Source organism: Streptomyces sp. NPDC002476 (assembly GCF_042889785.1).
Lineage (GTDB): Bacteria > Actinomycetota > Actinomycetes > Streptomycetales > Streptomycetaceae > Streptomyces.
In genome coordinates, this window is record NZ_JBIARH010000040.1 from 42,557 (window position 1) to 60,035 (window position 17,479).

Annotated in this window: 14 protein-coding genes; 3 read left to right on the forward strand and 11 right to left on the reverse strand. The window is 71.1% G+C overall.

Annotated elements, in window-relative coordinates:
* Window positions 1–14: 14 nt before the first annotated feature.
* The 7 genes from ACFYXM_RS30860 to ACFYXM_RS30890 form a co-directional block, all read right to left on the reverse strand.
* Window positions 15–1,688 carry a hypothetical protein gene (locus tag ACFYXM_RS30860; RefSeq protein ID WP_389294308.1) on the reverse strand — a complete coding sequence of 558 codons (1,674 nt, stop codon included), beginning with the start codon at window positions 1,686–1,688 and terminating at the stop codon, window positions 15–17.
* The gene (locus ACFYXM_RS30865; RefSeq protein ID WP_073788253.1) at window positions 1,685–2,263 is read right to left on the reverse strand and encodes a SigE family RNA polymerase sigma factor; all 579 of its coding nucleotides are present in this window, start codon (window positions 2,261–2,263) and stop codon (window positions 1,685–1,687) included. The genes ACFYXM_RS30860 and ACFYXM_RS30865 overlap by 4 nt, the downstream gene beginning before the upstream one ends.
* Before the next feature lie 449 nt (window positions 2,264–2,712).
* Entirely contained in the window at window positions 2,713–3,777 is a 1,065-nt protein-coding gene (locus ACFYXM_RS30870; protein WP_389294310.1) for an aspartate-semialdehyde dehydrogenase, read from the reverse strand.
* Window positions 3,774–5,045 (reverse strand): aspartate kinase, encoded by a 1,272-nt coding sequence (locus ACFYXM_RS30875; protein WP_389294311.1) that lies wholly within the window; start codon window positions 5,043–5,045, stop codon window positions 3,774–3,776. Before ACFYXM_RS30875 ends, ACFYXM_RS30870 begins: the two co-directional genes overlap by 4 nt.
* Window positions 5,046–5,646: 601 nt before the next feature.
* Entirely contained in the window at window positions 5,647–6,306 is a 660-nt protein-coding gene (locus tag ACFYXM_RS30880; protein WP_389294312.1) for a DUF5063 domain-containing protein, read from the reverse strand.
* Window positions 6,307–6,425: 119 nt separating this feature from the next.
* The gene (recR, locus tag ACFYXM_RS30885; RefSeq protein WP_389294314.1) at window positions 6,426–7,025 is read right to left on the reverse strand and encodes a recombination mediator RecR; all 600 of its coding nucleotides are present in this window, start codon (window positions 7,023–7,025) and stop codon (window positions 6,426–6,428) included.
* A gap of 386 nt (window positions 7,026–7,411) precedes the next feature.
* Window positions 7,412–7,747: a YbaB/EbfC family nucleoid-associated protein gene (locus ACFYXM_RS30890; RefSeq protein WP_073788244.1), complete on the reverse strand. Its 336-nt coding sequence runs from the start codon at window positions 7,745–7,747 to the stop codon at window positions 7,412–7,414.
* A 357-nt stretch (window positions 7,748–8,104) separates the two neighbouring features.
* Here ACFYXM_RS30890 and ACFYXM_RS30895 point away from each other — a divergent pair, with 357 nt between their 5' ends.
* A complete protein-coding gene (locus tag ACFYXM_RS30895; RefSeq protein WP_389294316.1) occupies window positions 8,105–8,902 on the forward strand; it encodes an SLATT domain-containing protein in 798 nt (265 codons plus the stop codon).
* Between the two features lie 171 nt (window positions 8,903–9,073).
* Here ACFYXM_RS30895 and ACFYXM_RS30900 read toward each other — a convergent pair whose 3' ends face one another.
* From ACFYXM_RS30900 to ACFYXM_RS30910, 3 genes are all read right to left on the reverse strand, one after another.
* Window positions 9,074–9,724, reverse strand: a complete 651-nt coding sequence (locus ACFYXM_RS30900; protein WP_389294317.1) for a hypothetical protein — start codon at window positions 9,722–9,724, stop codon at window positions 9,074–9,076.
* A 376-nt stretch (window positions 9,725–10,100) separates the two neighbouring features.
* On the reverse strand, window positions 10,101–10,952 hold the full coding sequence (locus ACFYXM_RS30905) for a GntR family transcriptional regulator (RefSeq protein ID WP_389294319.1): 852 nt from the start codon (window positions 10,950–10,952) through the stop codon (window positions 10,101–10,103).
* Window positions 10,953–11,271: 319 nt separating this feature from the next.
* Window positions 11,272–12,648 (reverse strand): aspartate aminotransferase family protein, encoded by a 1,377-nt coding sequence (locus tag ACFYXM_RS30910; protein WP_389294320.1) that lies wholly within the window; start codon window positions 12,646–12,648, stop codon window positions 11,272–11,274.
* 534 nt (window positions 12,649–13,182) lie between these two features.
* On the opposite strand from ACFYXM_RS30910, the gene ACFYXM_RS30915 reads away from it, so the two are divergent.
* Together ACFYXM_RS30915 and ACFYXM_RS30920 are read left to right on the forward strand one after the other, a co-directional pair.
* Window positions 13,183–15,171: a protein kinase gene (locus tag ACFYXM_RS30915; protein ID WP_389294322.1), complete on the forward strand. Its 1,989-nt coding sequence runs from the start codon at window positions 13,183–13,185 to the stop codon at window positions 15,169–15,171.
* Between the two features lie 239 nt (window positions 15,172–15,410).
* Entirely contained in the window at window positions 15,411–15,971 is a 561-nt protein-coding gene (locus ACFYXM_RS30920) for a DinB family protein (RefSeq protein WP_389294323.1), read from the forward strand.
* Window positions 15,972–16,144: 173 nt separating this feature from the next.
* On the opposite strand, the gene dnaN is transcribed toward ACFYXM_RS30920, so the two are convergent.
* Window positions 16,145–17,272, reverse strand: a complete 1,128-nt coding sequence (gene dnaN / locus ACFYXM_RS30925; RefSeq protein WP_389294325.1) for a DNA polymerase III subunit beta — start codon at window positions 17,270–17,272, stop codon at window positions 16,145–16,147.
* Between the last annotated feature and the right edge of the window lie 207 nt (window positions 17,273–17,479).

Below are 17,479 nucleotides of genomic sequence, written 5' to 3' on the forward strand. Positions count from 1 at the left end.
CGCGTGCCCACGTGTCACGTCGCGGGGGCCAGCACCCCGGTCCGGTAGATCGTGCCGGCACAGGCGTTGGCGATCTTCGTCTCCGCGACCGGTGCTCCCGCCTCCGGGGTGTGCGTGACGGCGACGCTGCCGTCCTGCAATCCGCCGTCCTCCCCGCCGAGCTGCTCGACCGTCGCCACGGCCCCGTCGCCGGAACCCGTACCCGTGCCCGGCCCCGCGCCGGCTGCGGTACCACTACTGGCGCCGCCCGTGCCCTCCGTCGGCGTCGGGCTCGGCGAGCCCCCGGTGGTCGGGCAGGTGTCCCTCGGTACCCAGGCGAACCTCACCTCGTACGTCATGGACGGCTTCAGCGCCAGGGCGTCCTGTTCCTGCGAGGGGTCGGGCAGTCCGGGCGCCGCATCGCCCGCCGCGTGCCGGACGACCGTGATCTTGGCCGGGTCCGCCGCCCCCAGCGCCTGGAAGCCCACGCTTCCGCCGCCGCTCACCGAGCACTCCGTGTCGGAGACGTTGGCGATCCGGAACGTGCCGTACACGGTGCCGTCGGCGCCCGCCGAGCCCGTCTGGACCGAGGCGACACCGAGTTGTCCCGCGTCACAGGCCGGCGGGGCGGACGCCACGGATGCGGCCGGATCGGAGACTCCCCCGGCCAGGTCGCCTTCGGTTCCCTGCCCACCGCTGCCGGACGGGCTGCTCGTGCTCACGGGATGATCCGGATCCCGGTCGTCCCGGCCATCGGTTCCGCCGCCGAGGTCCTTCCCGCCGCTCCCCGAGCCGTCCTCCGTACCGTTGCCGCCCTGCGCCTGTTCGCCGTGCCCGGCTATCGCCGGGTTGGCAGTGCTCGAACCGTCGGAGTTCGCGACGTGGACGAAGGCGGGGACCGCGGTGCCGATGAGCAGCGCCGCCGCCGCCATTCCGACTACGGCCTGCCGCCGCCTGGCGCGACGGGCGGGCACCGCCCGCTGCAGGTGGCCGAGGACGCCCTGGCCGGGCTCGATGTGCTGGACCGCCCCGTGCAGCATGCGGCGCAGCGCGACCTCGTCCAGGAAGTCAGGCGCCTCCGTGCCGCCGTCACCGCGCCGGGAGCCGAAGCCCACGACCGTCACGGAACCCGTGCGCGTAGCGTCGCCACCGCCCGCGCCCACATGCACCCCCGCATCCACGCCACGGCCCGGGTCCGCCTCCGCCCCCGGGCTCACGTCCGTCCGCGCATGAGCCCGCGCCTCGGGGCCCGCGCCCTCGTGACCCCGCACATCGGGGGCCACGCCCTCGTGACCCCGCACATCGGGGGCCACGTTCCCGGAACCCGCACCCTCGGAGCCCGCGTTCTCGTGTGTCCGTGCCTCGGGGGTCGCGTCGCCGTCCCTGTCCGCCGTCGCCCGTGCGTCCATGCCAGGGGCCGCGTCCGATGCCCCGTCCGGGGCCACGGCTCCTTCCCGCCCGTCGTTCACCATTGTGTTTCCAGTCCGGTCGGTCCCGGGCCCCTGCCCGCTTCCGCTCTCTCGGCCGCCCTCGCACCCGTTCTCCGGGGCGACCTCGCCGCCCTCGCGGCCCACGCCGCCGACACCGCCGTCGCGGCTCATGTCGTCACCGCCATCGCCACCGACGCCGCCACAGCCCTCACCGTCGCCATAGCCATAGCCGTTGTCATCGCCGTTGTCGTTGTCGTTGGTGCTGTCGCGCCGGCTCATCCCTGCGCCTCCATCACGACGCGCAGCGCCGCGATCCCGCGCGACCCGTAGGCCTTGACCGATCCCAGGGATATGCCCAGCGTCTCGGCCACCTGAGCCTCCGTCATATCCGCGAAGTAGCGCAGCACCAGCACCTCCCGCTGGCGTCGTTGCAGCCCACGCATCGCCTTGATCAGGGCGTCCCGCTCCAGTTGGTCGTACGCGCCCTCCTCCGCGCTCGCCATGTCAGGCATGGGCTTGGAGAGCAGCTTCAGCCCGAGGATGCGGCGGCGCAGCGCGGAACGCGACAGATTGACGACGGTCTGGCGCAGATACGCCAGGGTCTTCTCGGGGTCCCGCACCCGGTTGCGCGCCGAGTGCACGCGGATGAACGCCTCCTGCACCACGTCCTCGCAGGACGCGGTGTCGTCAAGGAGCAGCGCCGCGAGGCCCAGCAGCGAGCGGTAGTGGGCCCGGTAGGTCTCGGTGAGGTGGTCGACGGTGGTTCCGGCTGCCACGCTCTCCTCAGCGCCCTCGCGCTGCGACGGCAGCTGTGTCGTGGGACGCGCGGCAGGCATGGGCGCGATCACCGGCATGCCGCCGGGCCTGCGGGGCCGCCTGAGCGGTCGCACCGAAGCGCCGCGCAGGGGGCCCACCACTGTGATATCGAGAACCTCTGCCACGCCAGTTGGACACGTTTCCCCCCGTCAGGGTTGTACGCGCGCGACACCGCGTCCGACGCGGTGCGACATGCCCTCATACGTACCCGCTCTTCCCCAAATGCCCCAAATACGCGCCCTGTCGTGCAAGAAGTCATCGCATAGACGTGCACGTTCCGGCCGACGGTTGCAGCAGGCCGAAAGGTCATCGTCGGATACCCCGACACCCCAGCTCAAGAGATTCAGACTTTCAACTTGCTCACAGGGCATTCACAGATCGTACAAATCAGGTTCGACCAGGCTTGATCAGACACCCCGACCGAACGCCTCGACCGGACACCCTGATCGAACGCCGCGGTCAGGCACGGACGCGAGGAAGGACGTGATCAGGCACGAGGAAAGTCGGCGGCCACCGCTTCGGCGATCTGTGCCACGTTCAGCGCGGCCCCCTTACGGAGGTTGTCGCCGCAGACGAACAGCTCCAGCGCGCGGGGGTCGTCCAGGGAGCGGCGTACGCGCCCGACCCACGTCGGATCGGTGCCGACGACGTCGGACGGCGTCGGGAAGTCCCCCTTCCCCGGGCTGTCGTACAGCACCACGCCCGGCGCCGTCGCCAGGATCTCGTGGGCCCGGTCGACCGCGACCTCGTTCTCGAACCGCGCGTGCACGGACATCGAGTGCGTCGCTACGACCGGTACGTACACGCAGGTCGCCGCCACCCGCAGGTCCGGCAGGTCCAGGATCTTGCGGCACTCCCCGCGGATCGCGAGTTCCTCCGACGACCAGCCGTCGCCTGCCTCGGTCCCGGCCCAGGGCACCACGTTGAGCGCCACCGGTGCGGCGAAGGGCCCGCCCTCCGCGTCCCCCACGGCCCGACGCACGTCACCCGGCTTCGTGCCCAGTTCGGTGCCGGCCACCAGCGACAGCTGTTCGCGCAGCGCGGCCACCCCGTCGCGGCCCGCGCCGCTCACCGCCTGGTATGAGGAGACGACCAGTTCCCGCACCCCGAACTCGGCGTGCAGTGCGCCGACCGCGACGATCAGCGAGAGCGTCGTGCAGTTCGGGCTCGCGACGATGCCGCGCGGCCTGATCCGTACGGCGTGCGGGTTGATCTCGGGCACGACCAGCGGAACGTCCGCGTCCAGCCGGAACGCGGCGGAGTCGTCGACGACGACCGCGCCCTTGGCCGCGGCGACGGGCGCCCACTGCGCGGACACATCGTCGGGCACCAGGAACAGCGCCACGTCGATGCCGTCGAAGACATCCTCGGTGAGCGGAAGGACCTCGCTCTCCTCGCCGCGCACGACCAACTTGCGGCCGGCCGAACGCGGCGAGGCGATCAGTCTCACCTCGCCCCACACGTCCGCGTGCTGCGAGAGGATCTGGAGCATGACGCCGCCGATCGCCCCGGTCGCTCCGACAACCGCGAGCGAGGGGCGGCGGGCGGTCATCGGCCGGTGCCCCCGTAGACGACGGCCTCGTCGGAGTCGCTGTCGAGGCCGAAGGCGGTGTGCACAGCGCGCACGGCCTCGTTGACGTCATCGACACGGGTGACGACCGAGATGCGGATCTCGGATGTCGAGATGAGCTCGATGTTCACACCGGCGTCCGACAGCGCCTCGAAGAAGCCGGCCGTGACCCCGGGGTTGGTCTTCATACCGGCGCCGACCAGGGAGATTTTCGCGATCTGGTCGTCGTAGCGCAGCGACTCGAAACCGATGGTGCCGCGGTTGCGCTCCAGGGCGTCGATGGCCTTGCGGCCCTCGGCCTTCGGCAGCGTGAACGAGATGTCGGTCAGCCCGGTCGACGCGGCGGAGACGTTCTGCACCACCATGTCGATGTTGATCTCCGCGTTCGCGATCGTGCGGAAGATCGCGGCGGCCTCGCCCGGCTTGTCGGGCACGCCGACGACGGTGATCTTGGCCTCGGAGACGTCATGGGCGACTCCGGAGATGATCGCGTGCTCCACCTTCTGGTCCCCTTGCGGCTCGTTGCTGACCCAGGTCCCGCGCAGCCCGGAGAAGGACGAGCGGACGTGGATCGGGATGTTGTAGCGGCGTGCGTACTCCACGCACCGGTGCAGCAGCACCTTGGAACCGGACGCGGCCAGCTCCAGCATGTCCTCGAAGGAGATCCAGTCGATCTTCCGGGCCTTCTTCACGACCCTCGGGTCGGCGGTGAAGACCCCGTCCACGTCGGTGTAGATCTCGCAGACCTCGGCGTCCAGCGCGGCGGCGAGCGCCACCGCGGTGGTGTCGGATCCGCCCCGGCCGAGGGTGGTGATGTCCTTCTTGTCATGGGACACGCCCTGGAACCCCGCGACGATCGCGATGTTCCCCTCGTCCAGCGCCGTACGGATGCGGCCCGGCGTCACATCGATGATGCGCGCTTTGTTGTGGACCGAGTCGGTGATGACGCCTGCCTGGCTGCCCGTGAACGACTGGGCCTCGTGGCCCAGGTTTTTGATCGCCATCGCCAGCAGGGCCATGGAGATCCGCTCTCCCGCGGTCAGCAGCATGTCGAACTCGCGCCCCGCGGGTATCGGGGATACCTGCGCGGCGAGATCGATCAACTCGTCCGTCGTGTCGCCCATCGCGGACACCACGACAACCACCTGGTTGCCGCTCTTCTTGGCATCGACGATTCGCTTGGCGACGCGCTTGATGCCCTCGGCATCGGCTACGGAGGAGCCTCCGTACTTCTGCACGACAAGGCCCACGTGCGCTCCTCGCTCAGTCCGTTACTCGGTCGACTCAGTTTAACGAGCAGCCCGAAATCGCCCCGTCCTTACCACATGGTGAGATTTCCTGCTCAGCACGTGATCACCGGTATGTCGATCCAAGCCGCTCGTACGGGCTGTTGCCCGCCGATCGGAGCCGCACTCCCGGGTGTGGCACACCCCACACGCGCGGCGGATGGCCGCGCCCTGCGAAGCGCCCCCTCCAGCCTGGACCGGAACCTCACCGTCCGCCCGTTGAAGGCTCCCGTCGGGGGCTCCCGTCGGGGGCTCCCGACGGGAGGGCGCGTGCCGTGATTGCCACGCATTCCGCAACTCAGCATTCCCGCACTCCCACGTATGGGCGCGCATTGCCGCACGTGGGCGCGCATCGCCGCGGTTGCGAGCTGCGGCACGCGACGTCACACGCCGGGGCGGTTGCCGCGCGGCATCCGTCCACTCGCCGGACGGGGCGTCTCACCCCGCGGCGAGGCACGGCAAGGGAACCCGAGGGGGGCCTCTCACCTGCGGCGCGACAGGACGAGGGGCGCGACGGGGCGTCTCACCCCGTGGCCCGGTACGACAAGGCGCGCGAGGGACGTAACTACTGCACCGGGCGCAGCCCCAGCGGGCCCGCGATCTCCTCCGCCATCACCCGGCCCGCCTCCTCGGCGAGCTCCTCGTCGGCGGTCTCCGAGTCCGTGTCCAGGCCGTCCAGCTCCTGGAGGGGCTGGTTGAGGCGGATGTGGGCGATCAGGGACTGGAGGGCGCGCAGGGCGGCGGACGCGGTGGAACCCCAGTTGGAGAAGTACGAGAACTGCCACCACCACAGGGCCTCGGTGACCCGGTTCTCCTCGTAGTGGGCCAGGCCGTGGCGCAGATCGGTGACGAGGTCGGCCAGGTCGTCCGAGATGCGGGCCGGGACCGGCGCCTTTCGGGGCTCGTACGGGTCGAAGACCTCGGAGTACACGTCGATCGGCTCCAGCAGGACGGCGAACCGCTCGCGCAGCCCGTCGGCGTCCGGCTCCGCGCCCAGGTCCGGCTCGTAGCGCTCCTCGGGGACGATGTCCTCGTACGCACCGAGCCGTCCGCCCGCCAGCAGCAGCTGGGAGATCTGGAGCAGCAGGACGGGAACGGCCTCCTCGGGCTCCTCGACCTTCGACACCTCGGTGACCGCGACGATGAACGTCTTGATCTGGTCGGCGATCTGGACGGCGAAATCGCCCGGGTCCTGCGTGACGGAGTTCAGCGTGGCGTCAGACATCGAGGGGACCTCCCGTGGGCACGGTCGCGAGCGGTGGGTAGAACATAGCGTCGCTGAACGTAAAAACACCGCGCGTCGCGACGATGGTCACCATCGGTACATCGGGTGACATGAAAGCGTCACACATCGAGCAGGCGCCTCCCCTCGAAGGCGCGGCCCAGGGTGACCTCGTCCGCGTACTCCAGATCGCCGCCCACCGGCAGACCGCTGGCCAGTCTCGTGACCCGCAGACCCATCGGCTTGACCATCCGGGCCAGGTACGTCGCGGTGGCCTCGCCCTCCAGGTTGGGGTCGGTCGCCAGGATCAGCTCCGTGACCGTGCCGTCGGCGAGCCGCGCGAGCAGTTCACGGATGCGCAGATCGTCGGGGCCGACGCCCTCGATCGGGCTGATCGCGCCGCCGAGCACGTGGTACCTGCCCCGGAACTCGCGGGTCCGCTCGATCGCGACGACGTCCTTCGGCTCCTCGACCACGCAGATGACCGCCTGGTCGCGGCGGGCGTCCCGGCAGATGTTGCACTGCTCCTGCTGGGCGACATTGCCGCAGACCGAACAGAACCGGACCTTGTCCTTGACCTCCAGGAGGGCATGTGCGAGACGGCGCACATCGGTCGGTTCGGCCTGCAGGACGTGGAAAGCGATCCGCTGCGCGCTCTTGGGACCGACGCCGGGCAGCCTGCCCAGTTCGTCGATGAGGTCCTGAACCACGCCTTCGTACAACGGAAACGCCTTCCTCTTCCACTCCCTGTTCCCGTCCCCGGACGGGCCGCGGGCGGGTGGGCCGCGGGCGACGGGCCGAAGGCCGCACGCCGCGGGCGGCGCACGACCGGCGGTCCATCGCGTGCGATGGGCTATGAATACAACTTACGAGCTCGGGCCGCCGGTCAGAAGGCCCACAAGCGCCCGGGCGACGACCGGGGGGCGTCCTGGCCACATCTGGACGACGACCGGGGAGCATCCCGGCCACGCCCGGACGACGACCGGGAAGCGTCCCGGCCGTGCCCGTGCGTCAGCCTGGATGCCGTCCGGGCCGTGCCCGGACTACCCGGACGACGGCCCGGAGACGACCCCCACCGGGGCCCGAGCCGCGCTCCGGAGGCGGTCGGTCAGAAGGGGAGGCCGGGCATACCGCCCAGCCCCTGGGCGAGCGGGCCCAGCTTCTGCTGCTGGAGCTGCTGCGCGTTCTCGTTCGCCGCCTGAACCGCGGCGACGACCAGGTCCGCGAGCGTCTCGGTGTCCTCCGGATCGACGGCCTTCGGGTCGATCACCAGGGCACGGAGTTCACCGGAGCCGGTCACGGTCGCCTTCACCAGACCGCCACCCGCCTGGCCCTCGACCTCGGTCCTGGCCAGCTCCTCCTGAGCCGCGGCGAGGTCCTGCTGCATCTTCTGCGCTTGCTGCAGCAACTGCTGCATATTGGGCTGACCCGCACCGGGAATCACGGTCACTCCTGGCAATTCGACGACAACACGTTTCGGTAAGTCGAGCCTACGTGGTCACCGCACGGTGTGCCCCACCCACTGGCGAGCAACTCTTTCGAGTGAGTTTGGGTCAGCACCGACATGACGCCCATACCTGATCACAGGCCCCCCGCGCCCGGTCATAACGCCATTTCGAACCCGCGGCCCACCATTCGGCGGTAGGAAGGGCATGCGCGACAGGACACAAGGGCGCACCGCCCGTCACGCAAAGTTACGTAAGCGGGACAGTCGGCCGCGCCGGAGAGCAGTGATCAGCCCACCGCCGAAACCACCGCCGCACATCAGGCGTCATTAAGCAGAACGCAGAGGAGTACCCCGGTGAGTCAGCCGGAGATGCAGCCCGAAGGACCCCGCAACGAGCCCGGTTCGGCCGGCTCGGCCGGCTCCTCCGGATCGGGCTCCGGCGCACGTGGCCGGGTCGCACGGGGCCGGGGCGGTGACTTGACCGGTACACCGTTCCCGCTCGGCGACTGGGGTGAACCCGCCGAACGTCTCGACGAGCTGTACCGCTGGGTCGAGGCCGAGGCACTGCGCACCGCCGACTGGTATCTGAACGACCGGATCCGGAAGCGGCGCGCGGCCAGGACGCTGCGGGTCGGTACGGCCGCCGGGGCGGTCGCGGGGGCCGCCCTGCCCCTGCTCGACCTCACCGGGACGCTCGCCGGGGCGGCCGGGTGGGGCTATCTGTCGCTGTTGCTGGGGGCCGCGTGCATGGCGTGCGACCGGTACTTCGGCCTCACATCGGGCTGGATAAGGAATCTCGCCACCGCCCAGGCCGTGCAGCGTCGCCTCCAGGTGCTCCAGTTCGACTGGGCCTCGGAGTCCGTACGGGAGGTGCTGGGTCCGACCGAGGGGACGGCCAGCGAGGCGGCCGAGCGCTGTCTCGGGGTGCTGCGGCGGTTCTCGGAGGACGTTACGGAACTCGTCCGGACCGAGACCGCGGACTGGATGGTGGAGTTCCGAGCCGGGCCGGCGCCGATGGGGCTCCAGGCCCTGTCGCCCGGCGGCGGGGGCGGCGGGCGCACGGACCACGGCGCGCAGCCGGGGCGATTCCCGATGCAGACGATCGCCCGGCCGAACATGCCGCGGCAGCGGCCCCCGGAGTCCCCGCGGTGACACCGCCGCGGGGCGCCGGAGGAGCCCGGCCGGGCAGGACGGTTCGGGTGCCGGCCCCGACCCCTGCCCCGCCCCCCGGCACCGGCACCGGCACCGACCGTTCCCGGCGGTGCCGTCCTCAGCCGTGCCGTCCGGATGCCGGTCCGGATGCCACTCGGGGCGGTGAGGGGGTCAGCTGAAGACGATCATCGAGCCCTGGGCGAGGCTGCGGGTGGCGGCCGCGTGCAGGCCCAGCCAGACGTGCCGCTCACGGGCGAACGGACTGTTGTCGTCGGGGATCGAGCCCGCCGGTTCCTCCAGCTCGGTCGGCGCCACGGGCGGCAGTGGGGCGGCCGGCGGGTTCGCCGGGTCGATGCCAAGGGACGGGGCGACGAACTCCAGCTCTCTCAGCAGCCCGTGGCTGGAGCCGAGGGGGCCGCCGCCCGCGAGCAGGTCGTCGTCGGAGAGCGGGGCGGCGAAGTCCAGCGGAACGTACGCCCCCGCGTGATCGTAGTGCCAGACCAGATGGGACTGCCGGGCCGTCGCCTCGAACATCTCCAGCAACTGCTCATAGTCCCCGCCCAGTTCGTCGACGGGCGTGACGGCGAGGCCGCTGAGCTGGAGCAGATAGGCGCGGCGCAGGAAGTGCAGGGCGTCGTAGTCGAAGCCCGCGACCGGGGCCACGTCACCGGTCAGGCCGGGCATGTACGCGTACACCGGAACGGGCGGCAGTCCGGCCTCGCCCAGCACCTTGTCGTAGGTGGCGATCTCTTCGGCGAACGGGTTGTCGGGGCTGTGGCACAGCACATCGACGAGGGGGACCAGCCACAGGTCACAGGCCACGAAGTCTCGCTCTCCCGCAGGTGCGCATCGAAATATTCACAACAGTCGCAACAGCGTAATGCGGGCGGCACGTCGCGCACAGTGCCAGGTGGCCCGCAGAAGGGGCTGGGCGAGCGCCCGGACGCCCGCCGGGACGTCCACCGGGAGCGGTGACGGGACCCGGTCGCGCGGTCCCGACGGGGCGGCAGACCTGATGGCACGGCAGGTCTGATGCGCCGCCAGTTGCCGAGGTCTGCCGGCAACCGGCAGGTCCGATGGTGCCCGGTAGCCCGATGGCGCCCGGCAGGTCCGCTGATGCGCGACAGACCTGATGCGGCAACAAGCCTCTCGTCCGGCAACAGGACTTGACGGCGCGGCAGTGCGACCGTACGGGCCGTCAGCCCCCCGGAAAGCCCGGTCCCGGTTCTTCGGAGTAGGCGGGACCGGGAGCGCCGGCGTCAGCAGGGTCGACGGAGCCCGGAACGGCGGGGACGGGAGCGACCGGGGCGGCAGGGCCGGGAGCGGCGGAGGCGGACGCGCCGGGACGCGCGAGCTTTCCGGCCGCGAGCCGGTCCGCCCAGCTCAGCGCGTGTGCACTGTAGTCGTCCATCACCGCTCGCACCGCGTCGTGGTCGCAGAGCGTGATCGCCGCGACGAGTTCCGGGTGGCCGTGCCAGAGCCAGTCCCGGGCGCTCGCGTCGTGGCGCAGATACGGCACGGCGAACACCCACGCCTGGACGCGCAGCCGGTGCAGGAAATCGTTGATGTACGCGTTGTCGACGAGCGCGCCCAACTCCCGCCAGAAGCGGAGGTCGTAGCCGATGAGGATGTCGAGGTCGCCGCCCTGCGCCGCCCGCGAGGCCTCCTGCGCCCTGCGGCGCACGGAGATCAGACCGTCCTGGTACACCACCGCCCGCGCGGCCGTCCGCCCCGGGCCGTACCCCTGGAAGACATCGCGAATGAGCCCGTCGATGACCAGCGTGCGGGCCTCGACCATCGACCGGTAGTCGGCGACGGTGAACTCGCGTACCCGGAAACCGCGGTGCTGATCGGATTCGAGCAGCCCCTGCGCCGAGAGGTCGAAAAGTGCCTCGCGCACCGGCGTCGCCGAGACACCGTACTGTTCCGCGATCTGCTTGACGGTGAATTCCCGTCCCGGCTCCAGTCGTCCGGCAAGCACTTCGTCGCGCAGCGCGTCCGCGATCTGCTGCCGCAGCGTGCTGCGGGTCACAGCTCCGCTCGCGCGCATGGCGCCCCTCCCCTGCTCTCCGCCTCCGGCAACCTTAAGGCAGGGGTCGGCCTGCCCGGATCCGGGCAGAAGCAGAAGCAGAAGCAGAAGGGGAGACGCCGGAAGGACGAGCGGGCGAACGCTCCCGGCCACCGGCCCCGTGCGGGGTCGGTGGCCGGGAAAGGCGGCCGCGCCGGTGCACGCGCCCAGGGACCCGGTGCGTTCACCATGCGGCGCATTCGCGCACGCGCCGCACGACGACGGGCTCGTCACACGGTGCACTCGTTACACGACGTCCTCGTCACACCGCGTACCCGCCTGCTGCGTGCCTACTGCGCACCTACTGCGCGGTGTACTCGTCCGCGACCGACAGCGCCGCGTCGAGGGCGGCGAGGCCCGCCTTGGCCTCCTCGTCGGTGATGTTGCAGGCGGGAACGGCGTGGGTGCGGTTCATGTTGATGAAGGGCCAGAGGCCGTTCTTCTTCGCCGCCGCGCCGAAGGCCGCCATCGGCGCGTTGGCCTCGGGGCTCGGGTTGTACGGGACCAGCGGCTCGCGGGTCTCCTTGTCACGGACCAGTTCCAGCGCCCAGAACGCGCCGAGACCGCGGACCTCGCCCACCGACGGGTGGCGCTCGGCGAGGTCGCGCAGGCCGGGGCCGAGTACCGTCTCGCCGATGCGGGCGGCGTTCGCGATGACCTTCTCGTCCTCCATCACGTGGATGGTGGCGACGGCCGCCGCACACGCCAGCGGGTGGCCGGAGTAGGTCAGTCCGCCCGGGTAGGGGCGGGTCTCGAAGGTGGCGGCGATCTCGGCGGAGATCGCGACCCCGCCGAGCGGTACGTAACCGGAGTTGACGCCCTTGGCGAAGGTCATCAGGTCCGGCACGACATCGAAGTGGTCGGCGGCGAACCACTTGCCGGTACGCCCGAAGCCCGCCATCACCTCGTCGAGGACGAAGACGATGCCGTAGCGGTTGCAGATCTCGCGCACGCCGGCCAGGTAGCCGGGCGGCGGCGTCATGATGCCCGCGGTCCCGGGGACCGTCTCCAGGATGATCGCCGCGACCGTTCCGGGCCCCTCGAAGGCGAGGGTGTCCTCCAAGTGCTGGAGCGCGCGGGCGCACTCCTGCTCCTCCGTCTCGGAGTGGAACGGCGAGCGGTAGAGGAACGGGGTCCAGAAGTGGACGACGCCCGCCGAGGCGCTGTCGGACGGCCAGCGGCGCGGATCGCCGGTCAGGTTGATCGCGGTGGAGGTGGCACCGTGGTACGAGCGGTACGCGGAGAGCACCTTCGTGCGCCCGGTGTGCAACCGCGCCATCCGGATGGCGTTCTCCACGGCCTCCGCGCCGCCGTTGGTGAAGAAGATCTTGTCCAGGTCGCCGGGGGTGCGCTCGGCGATGAGGCGTGCGGCCTCGGAGCGCGCCTCGATCGCGAACGCGGGGGCGAAGGTGGCGAGCTTGCCCGCCTGCTCCTGGATCGCGGCGACGACGGTGGGGTGCTGGTAGCCGATGTTGGTGTAGACGAGCCCGCTGGTGAAGTCCAGGTAGCGGTTGCCGTCGTAGTCCCAGAAGTACGCCCCCTCGGCGCCGGCGACGGCGAGCGGGTCGATGAGGCCCTGGGCGGACCAGGAGTGGAAGACGTGCGCACGGTCTGCGGCCTTCACGGCCGCGCCGGCGGCGGGGTCGACATGCGGGGCATGCGAGGCATGAGGGGTCATGCGGCGAGCGTAGATGTGCCGGGGGCGGGCCGACATGGCCACCTTGTATGGCGTGCGGCGCTTTGGTGGGCAGGGTGTCGCGTCGCGGCTCCGTCCACTCGGTGTCGCCTCACGGCTTCGTCCACTCGGTGTCACGCCGCGGCTCTGCACACTCCGGCATCGGTGACGGCGACAGCGGCGGCAGCATGCTGCCACTCCCCACGTACGCCGTGCCGCGCGGCCCCGTCCCCACGTACGCCACGCCATTCCGCGCCGACGTGCTCCCCTCATGCCACTTCCCGTGTCGCGTGCCGCACCTCGTGACCACCGTGGCACTCCTCGTGCCCGGCTGCGTCCTCAAGCGGGACCGGAACGGGGACCGGAGCTCGGAGCCGGGCGAGGCGCACGGAGCGAGGACGAGGACGAGGACGTAAAGCCGGGACAGGGCTGAGGAGTTGCCCGCGGGGGCCCGGATCCGGCCCCTTCGGAGCGGCATGGCGCGCCGCTATCCTCAACGCGTTCCGGCGTATTCGCCGCAGGGGGAGGACGCACACCATGGACAAGCTCGGGCCCACCGACCCGCAACGCATCGGCGGCTACCGACTACTGGGCCGGCTCGGCGCCGGAGGGATGGGCCAGGTCTATCTGGCCCGTTCCGACCGCGGCCGAACCGTCGCGATCAAGCTGGTACGCGGCGAGCTCGCCGAGCAGCAGGAATTCCGCGACCGGTTCCGTCAGGAGGTGCGAGCGGCGCGCCAGGTCGGCTCGGCCTGGACGGCCCCGGTGCTGGACGCCGACACCGAGGCCGCCGTGCCCTGGGTGGCGACCGGCTACGTTGCCGGGCCTTCCCTCCAGGCCACGGTCTCCGGCCGCCCTGGAACCCCGCCCGCCCCCAGTGTCGCCTCGCGATCGGCATCGGGGGCGGGCGTGTACGGCCCGCTGCCCGAGCGCTCGGTCCACATCCTGGGGGCCGGGCTCGCCCACGCGCTCCAGGCCATCCATTCCGCCGGACTCATCCACCGTGATCTGAAACCCTCCAACATCCTGCTGACGATCGACGGTCCGCGCGTCATCGACTTCGGCATCGCCCGGGCGCTCGACACCGTCACCGACGGCGGCCTCACCCGCACCGGGGCCCTGGTCGGTTCGCCCGGCTTCATGTCGCCGGAGCAGGTGCGCGGCGAACGGGTGACCCCGGCGTGCGACGTGTTCTGCCTCGGCTCGGTACTGGCGTACGCGTCGACCGGCCGGCTTCCGTTCGGGACGTCCGACAGCGGTGTGCACGCGCAGATGTACCGGATCGCCCAGGAGGAACCGGATCTGACCGGCGTCCCGGTGGACCTCGTCGAGCTGGTCCGGGACTGCCTGCGCAAGGATCCGGCCGCCCGCCCCTCGACGGACGCGCTCCTGGAATACCTGGCGGACGACGACGTGACGGAGCCGTGGCTCCCGGGCGCGCTCCTCGCCCAGCTCGGGCGCCACGCCGTGGAACTGCTGGACTCCGAGGATCCGGAGGAGAGAACCGAGCAGCGACCGCCCACCGCCCCGTCGGCCACGGCGCCCACCACACCCGGCGCGCCCACCGCCTCTCTGGCCACTTCCACGCCCACCACATCCCCCGCTTCCTCCGTTCCTTCCGCCCCCGCCGGATCCGTCGCATCAGGCGCGCCGGCCGACGGGCCCGGCCCGACACCGCCCGGCGCCATGCACTCGATGCCCGCCGTGGTCGGCACCCCCGCGCCCGTACCGCCCCCCGCGCCGCACTCCCACGCGTACGGCTATCCACCGCAGCAGCATGCGCAGCCGCACCCCGGACAGATGGGGTTCGGTACGCAGCAGAGCGGTGCCGGGTATGGCTATCCGCAGCAACACCCGTACCAGCACCCCGGATTCGGCTCCACTCCTCCGTACGGCCCGCTCTGCACCCCCGCCCCGCGGTCCGCCCCGGAACCCGTGCGGCGGGGCAAGGGGGCGACGATCGCGCTCGTCGCGGTGGCCGTGCTCGTCGCGATCGGCGCCGGCGGGTCCGTCTACGCGCTGATGAACGAAAAGGGGCAGAAGCCCGTTCCCTCCCCGACCGTGTCACCGCCACCCGCCGGGACGTCCTCGGGTGCGAACGACGGTGACGGCCGGGCATCCTCCGATCCGGACGATTCGCCCTCCGCCGGCGAGCGGAGCGGCGACGGCCCCATACCCGCCGGTTTCCTGGGCAGTTGGTCGGGTTCCATCGACAACCCCTCGGGCCGTTCGACCCGGGAACTCGTCATCCGACAGGGCGCGGTCGGGCAGACCGTGCTCACCCTCACCGCGGACGGACCGCTCGACGGCGGCGGCTCGTACCACTGCGTCTTCGAAGCCGCCCTGACCACCGAGCCGTCCCCGTCCGGTCCGATGGAAGTCGACGCGTCCACGGTGGTCACCGGTGAGCCGATGTCGTCCTGCGCGGCGGGCAAGCCGACCGTACTCACGCTGCTCCCGGACGGCTCGCTGCACCGCGAGAACACGGACGGCAGCGGTCAGTTGACATACACGCGGGCCGACTGACGTGTGCAGAACGGTAGTTGTGGCCGGGAGTCGTGAACGGGAGCGGCGACTCACCGGCCGAGGAATTTCCCGGACGGGCCTCGCCCCTCACCTGCGAGGAGGCGACGTTCCTGGGCGGGAACAGCTCACGGGCGAGGCTCCTGCCCCCGGCGCCGACCCCTCGTCCTGTCCCCACCACGGCGCCGCGTCGAATCGAGAACACGGTGGCGGCTCCGGCTGTCGCGGACGAGCATGGGTGCATGACCGACCAACCCGCACGATGGAGCCAAGCGACCGTCTACCCCGACATGTGGGTCGATCCGGACGACGATCCCCGCAACAACGAAGGCCCGGGCCAGGAAGGCGAGCTTGCGACGCTGCACAGCTACCTGACGGACTACCGCATGACCCTGCGGATGAAGTGCGAGGGCCTGGACCCGGAGCAACTGGCCCGTCGATCGGTTCCGCCGTCGACGATGTCGCTGCTCGGCCTGGTCCGGCACCTCGCCGAGGTGGAACGGGACTGGCGCAACTGGATCGCCGACGGTGACCCGCTGCCCAAGCTGTACGGCGAGCGTGACGCGGACTTCGACGGAGCCGTCGCCGAGCAGGCCGTGGTCGACGCCGCATACCGCGATCTGGAGCGCGAGCAGGCCGCGACCGACGCGGCACTGGCCCGGCACCCGGACCTGAGCGAGCGCGTGGGAAAGGACAGGATCGCGATCCGGGAGCTGGTGGTGCACAGGGTCGAGGAGTACGCCCGTCACTGCGGACACGCCGACCTGTTGCGCGAGTGCGTCGACGGAAGAGTGGGCCAGTGACCACGGTGGGTACGCACCGCACTCGGTGATCAACCATCCATCCGCCGGGCGCCGTTGGGCGCCATGGGCATCGCGAACGGGTGACGGGGCGGCCGGGTGACCGGTAGCCGCGTCACCGACTCACCGACTCACCGACTCACCGACTCACCGACTCACCGACTCACCGACTATCCCTAGACCAGCGGCCTCACTGACATCAGAAGATGCTGATGGGCAGGGGTCGTCGCCTGTCCGAGCGCGTCCTCCCGGGACGGCCAGCCGGTGATCATCGCACGCTGTCCCGGACCCATCAGGTCGAGTCTGACCACCGGTGCGCGGAACGAGGACAGCGCGTTCGACAAGTACACCGGGTCGAACGCCACCGTCATCTCGTCGGCACCGACCAGCTCGACGTCCAGGCGCTGGGAGGCCACATCGTCCTCGTACCCCGCCTGGAGCAGCAGTGAGCCGCCCGAGAAGGTCAGTAGCAAGGGGCTGCCGCCCTCGGCGACCACGGCGACCCGAGCGACCGATCCGGCCAGCTCCTCCCAGTCCGCGACCACGCCGACCGGGTCCGCCATCGCGAACAGCTTGTCGTGGCGTGGCAGTCGGCCGTCGAGCAGTCGCACCGTGGACTGCGCACCACCCTGCTCGAAGCCGGCAGAACCGCCGTCCAGGGCCAGTCGGCATGCCCCGGACCGGCCGAAGGAACGGGTGATCTCGGACAGCCTGCGGGCGGACACCAGCACATCTGCCGAGACGTCCGTCATGACCGGCTTCCACGTGAGCGTGCGCACGGCGAACCGATAGCGGTCCGTCGCGGCGAGCGTCATCCGGTCGCCGTCGAGCGCCAGTCGTACACCGGTCAGCGTCGGCAGCGAGTCGTCCCAGCCCGCTGCCACCGAGACTTGGGCGACCGCGTCGGCAAGCTCCTCCGCGTCCACCTCTCCGAGCACCGGGGGCAGGTCCGGCAATGTCGGGTAGTCGTCGAGCGGCAGCATCGAGAGCCCGAACCGGGCGCTGCCACCGGTCATGGAGAACCGTGACCCCTCGACCACGCACTCCACCACGCCGTCGGGCAGCACCCGGCCCACCTCGACCAGCCGTCGTCCCATGACCAGCGCCTTTCCGGAGCGCACGATCTCCGCGTCCACCTCGATGCACGCGGACGCCTCGTAGTCGAGGCCCGATATGCGCAGTCGGCCGTCTTCCGCCTCCAGCAGCAGCCCGCCCAACAGCGGAACGGTCGAACGGTTCGGCAGCACCCGAGCCGCCCAGATCACGGCTTCGGTCAGCGCTCTGCACTCGATACGGAATTCCATGGCGATGGTCTCTCCCGGTCGGCCCTGCTCGCATTGCTGGTCGTGCGCAGAGCCTAAGAGGTCGCGCGCACTCTAAGAGGTCGCGCGCATAGGTGGGGCGGAGGAAGGAGCGGGGCGAGGGGCAAGCCCGGCAAGGCGGAGGAGGGAGGTGACGCGAAGGGGGCCCCTCCCATGCCTTTCGGGCCATGGGGGAGTCGTCGACCGACG

Coding starts and splice junctions, on each gene's coding strand:
- ACFYXM_RS30865 (WP_073788253.1), bottom strand. CDS start 2,263: ATGCCGGTGATCGCGCCCATGCCTGCCGCGCGTCCCACGACACAGCTG.
- ACFYXM_RS30870 (WP_389294310.1), bottom strand. CDS start 3,777: ATGACCGCCCGCCGCCCCTCGCTCGCGGTTGTCGGAGCGACCGGGGCG.
- ACFYXM_RS30915 (WP_389294322.1), top strand. CDS start 13,183: ATGGACAAGCTCGGGCCCACCGACCCGCAACGCATCGGCGGCTACCGA.
- ACFYXM_RS30910 (WP_389294320.1), bottom strand. CDS start 12,648: ATGACCCCTCATGCCTCGCATGCCCCGCATGTCGACCCCGCCGCCGGC.
- ACFYXM_RS30860 (WP_389294308.1), bottom strand. CDS start 1,688: ATGAGCCGGCGCGACAGCACCAACGACAACGACAACGGCGATGACAAC.
- ACFYXM_RS30920 (WP_389294323.1), top strand. CDS start 15,411: ATGACCGACCAACCCGCACGATGGAGCCAAGCGACCGTCTACCCCGAC.
- ACFYXM_RS30880 (WP_389294312.1), bottom strand. CDS start 6,306: ATGTCTGACGCCACGCTGAACTCCGTCACGCAGGACCCGGGCGATTTC.
- dnaN (WP_389294325.1), bottom strand. CDS start 17,272: ATGGAATTCCGTATCGAGTGCAGAGCGCTGACCGAAGCCGTGATCTGG.
- ACFYXM_RS30905 (WP_389294319.1), bottom strand. CDS start 10,952: ATGCGCGCGAGCGGAGCTGTGACCCGCAGCACGCTGCGGCAGCAGATC.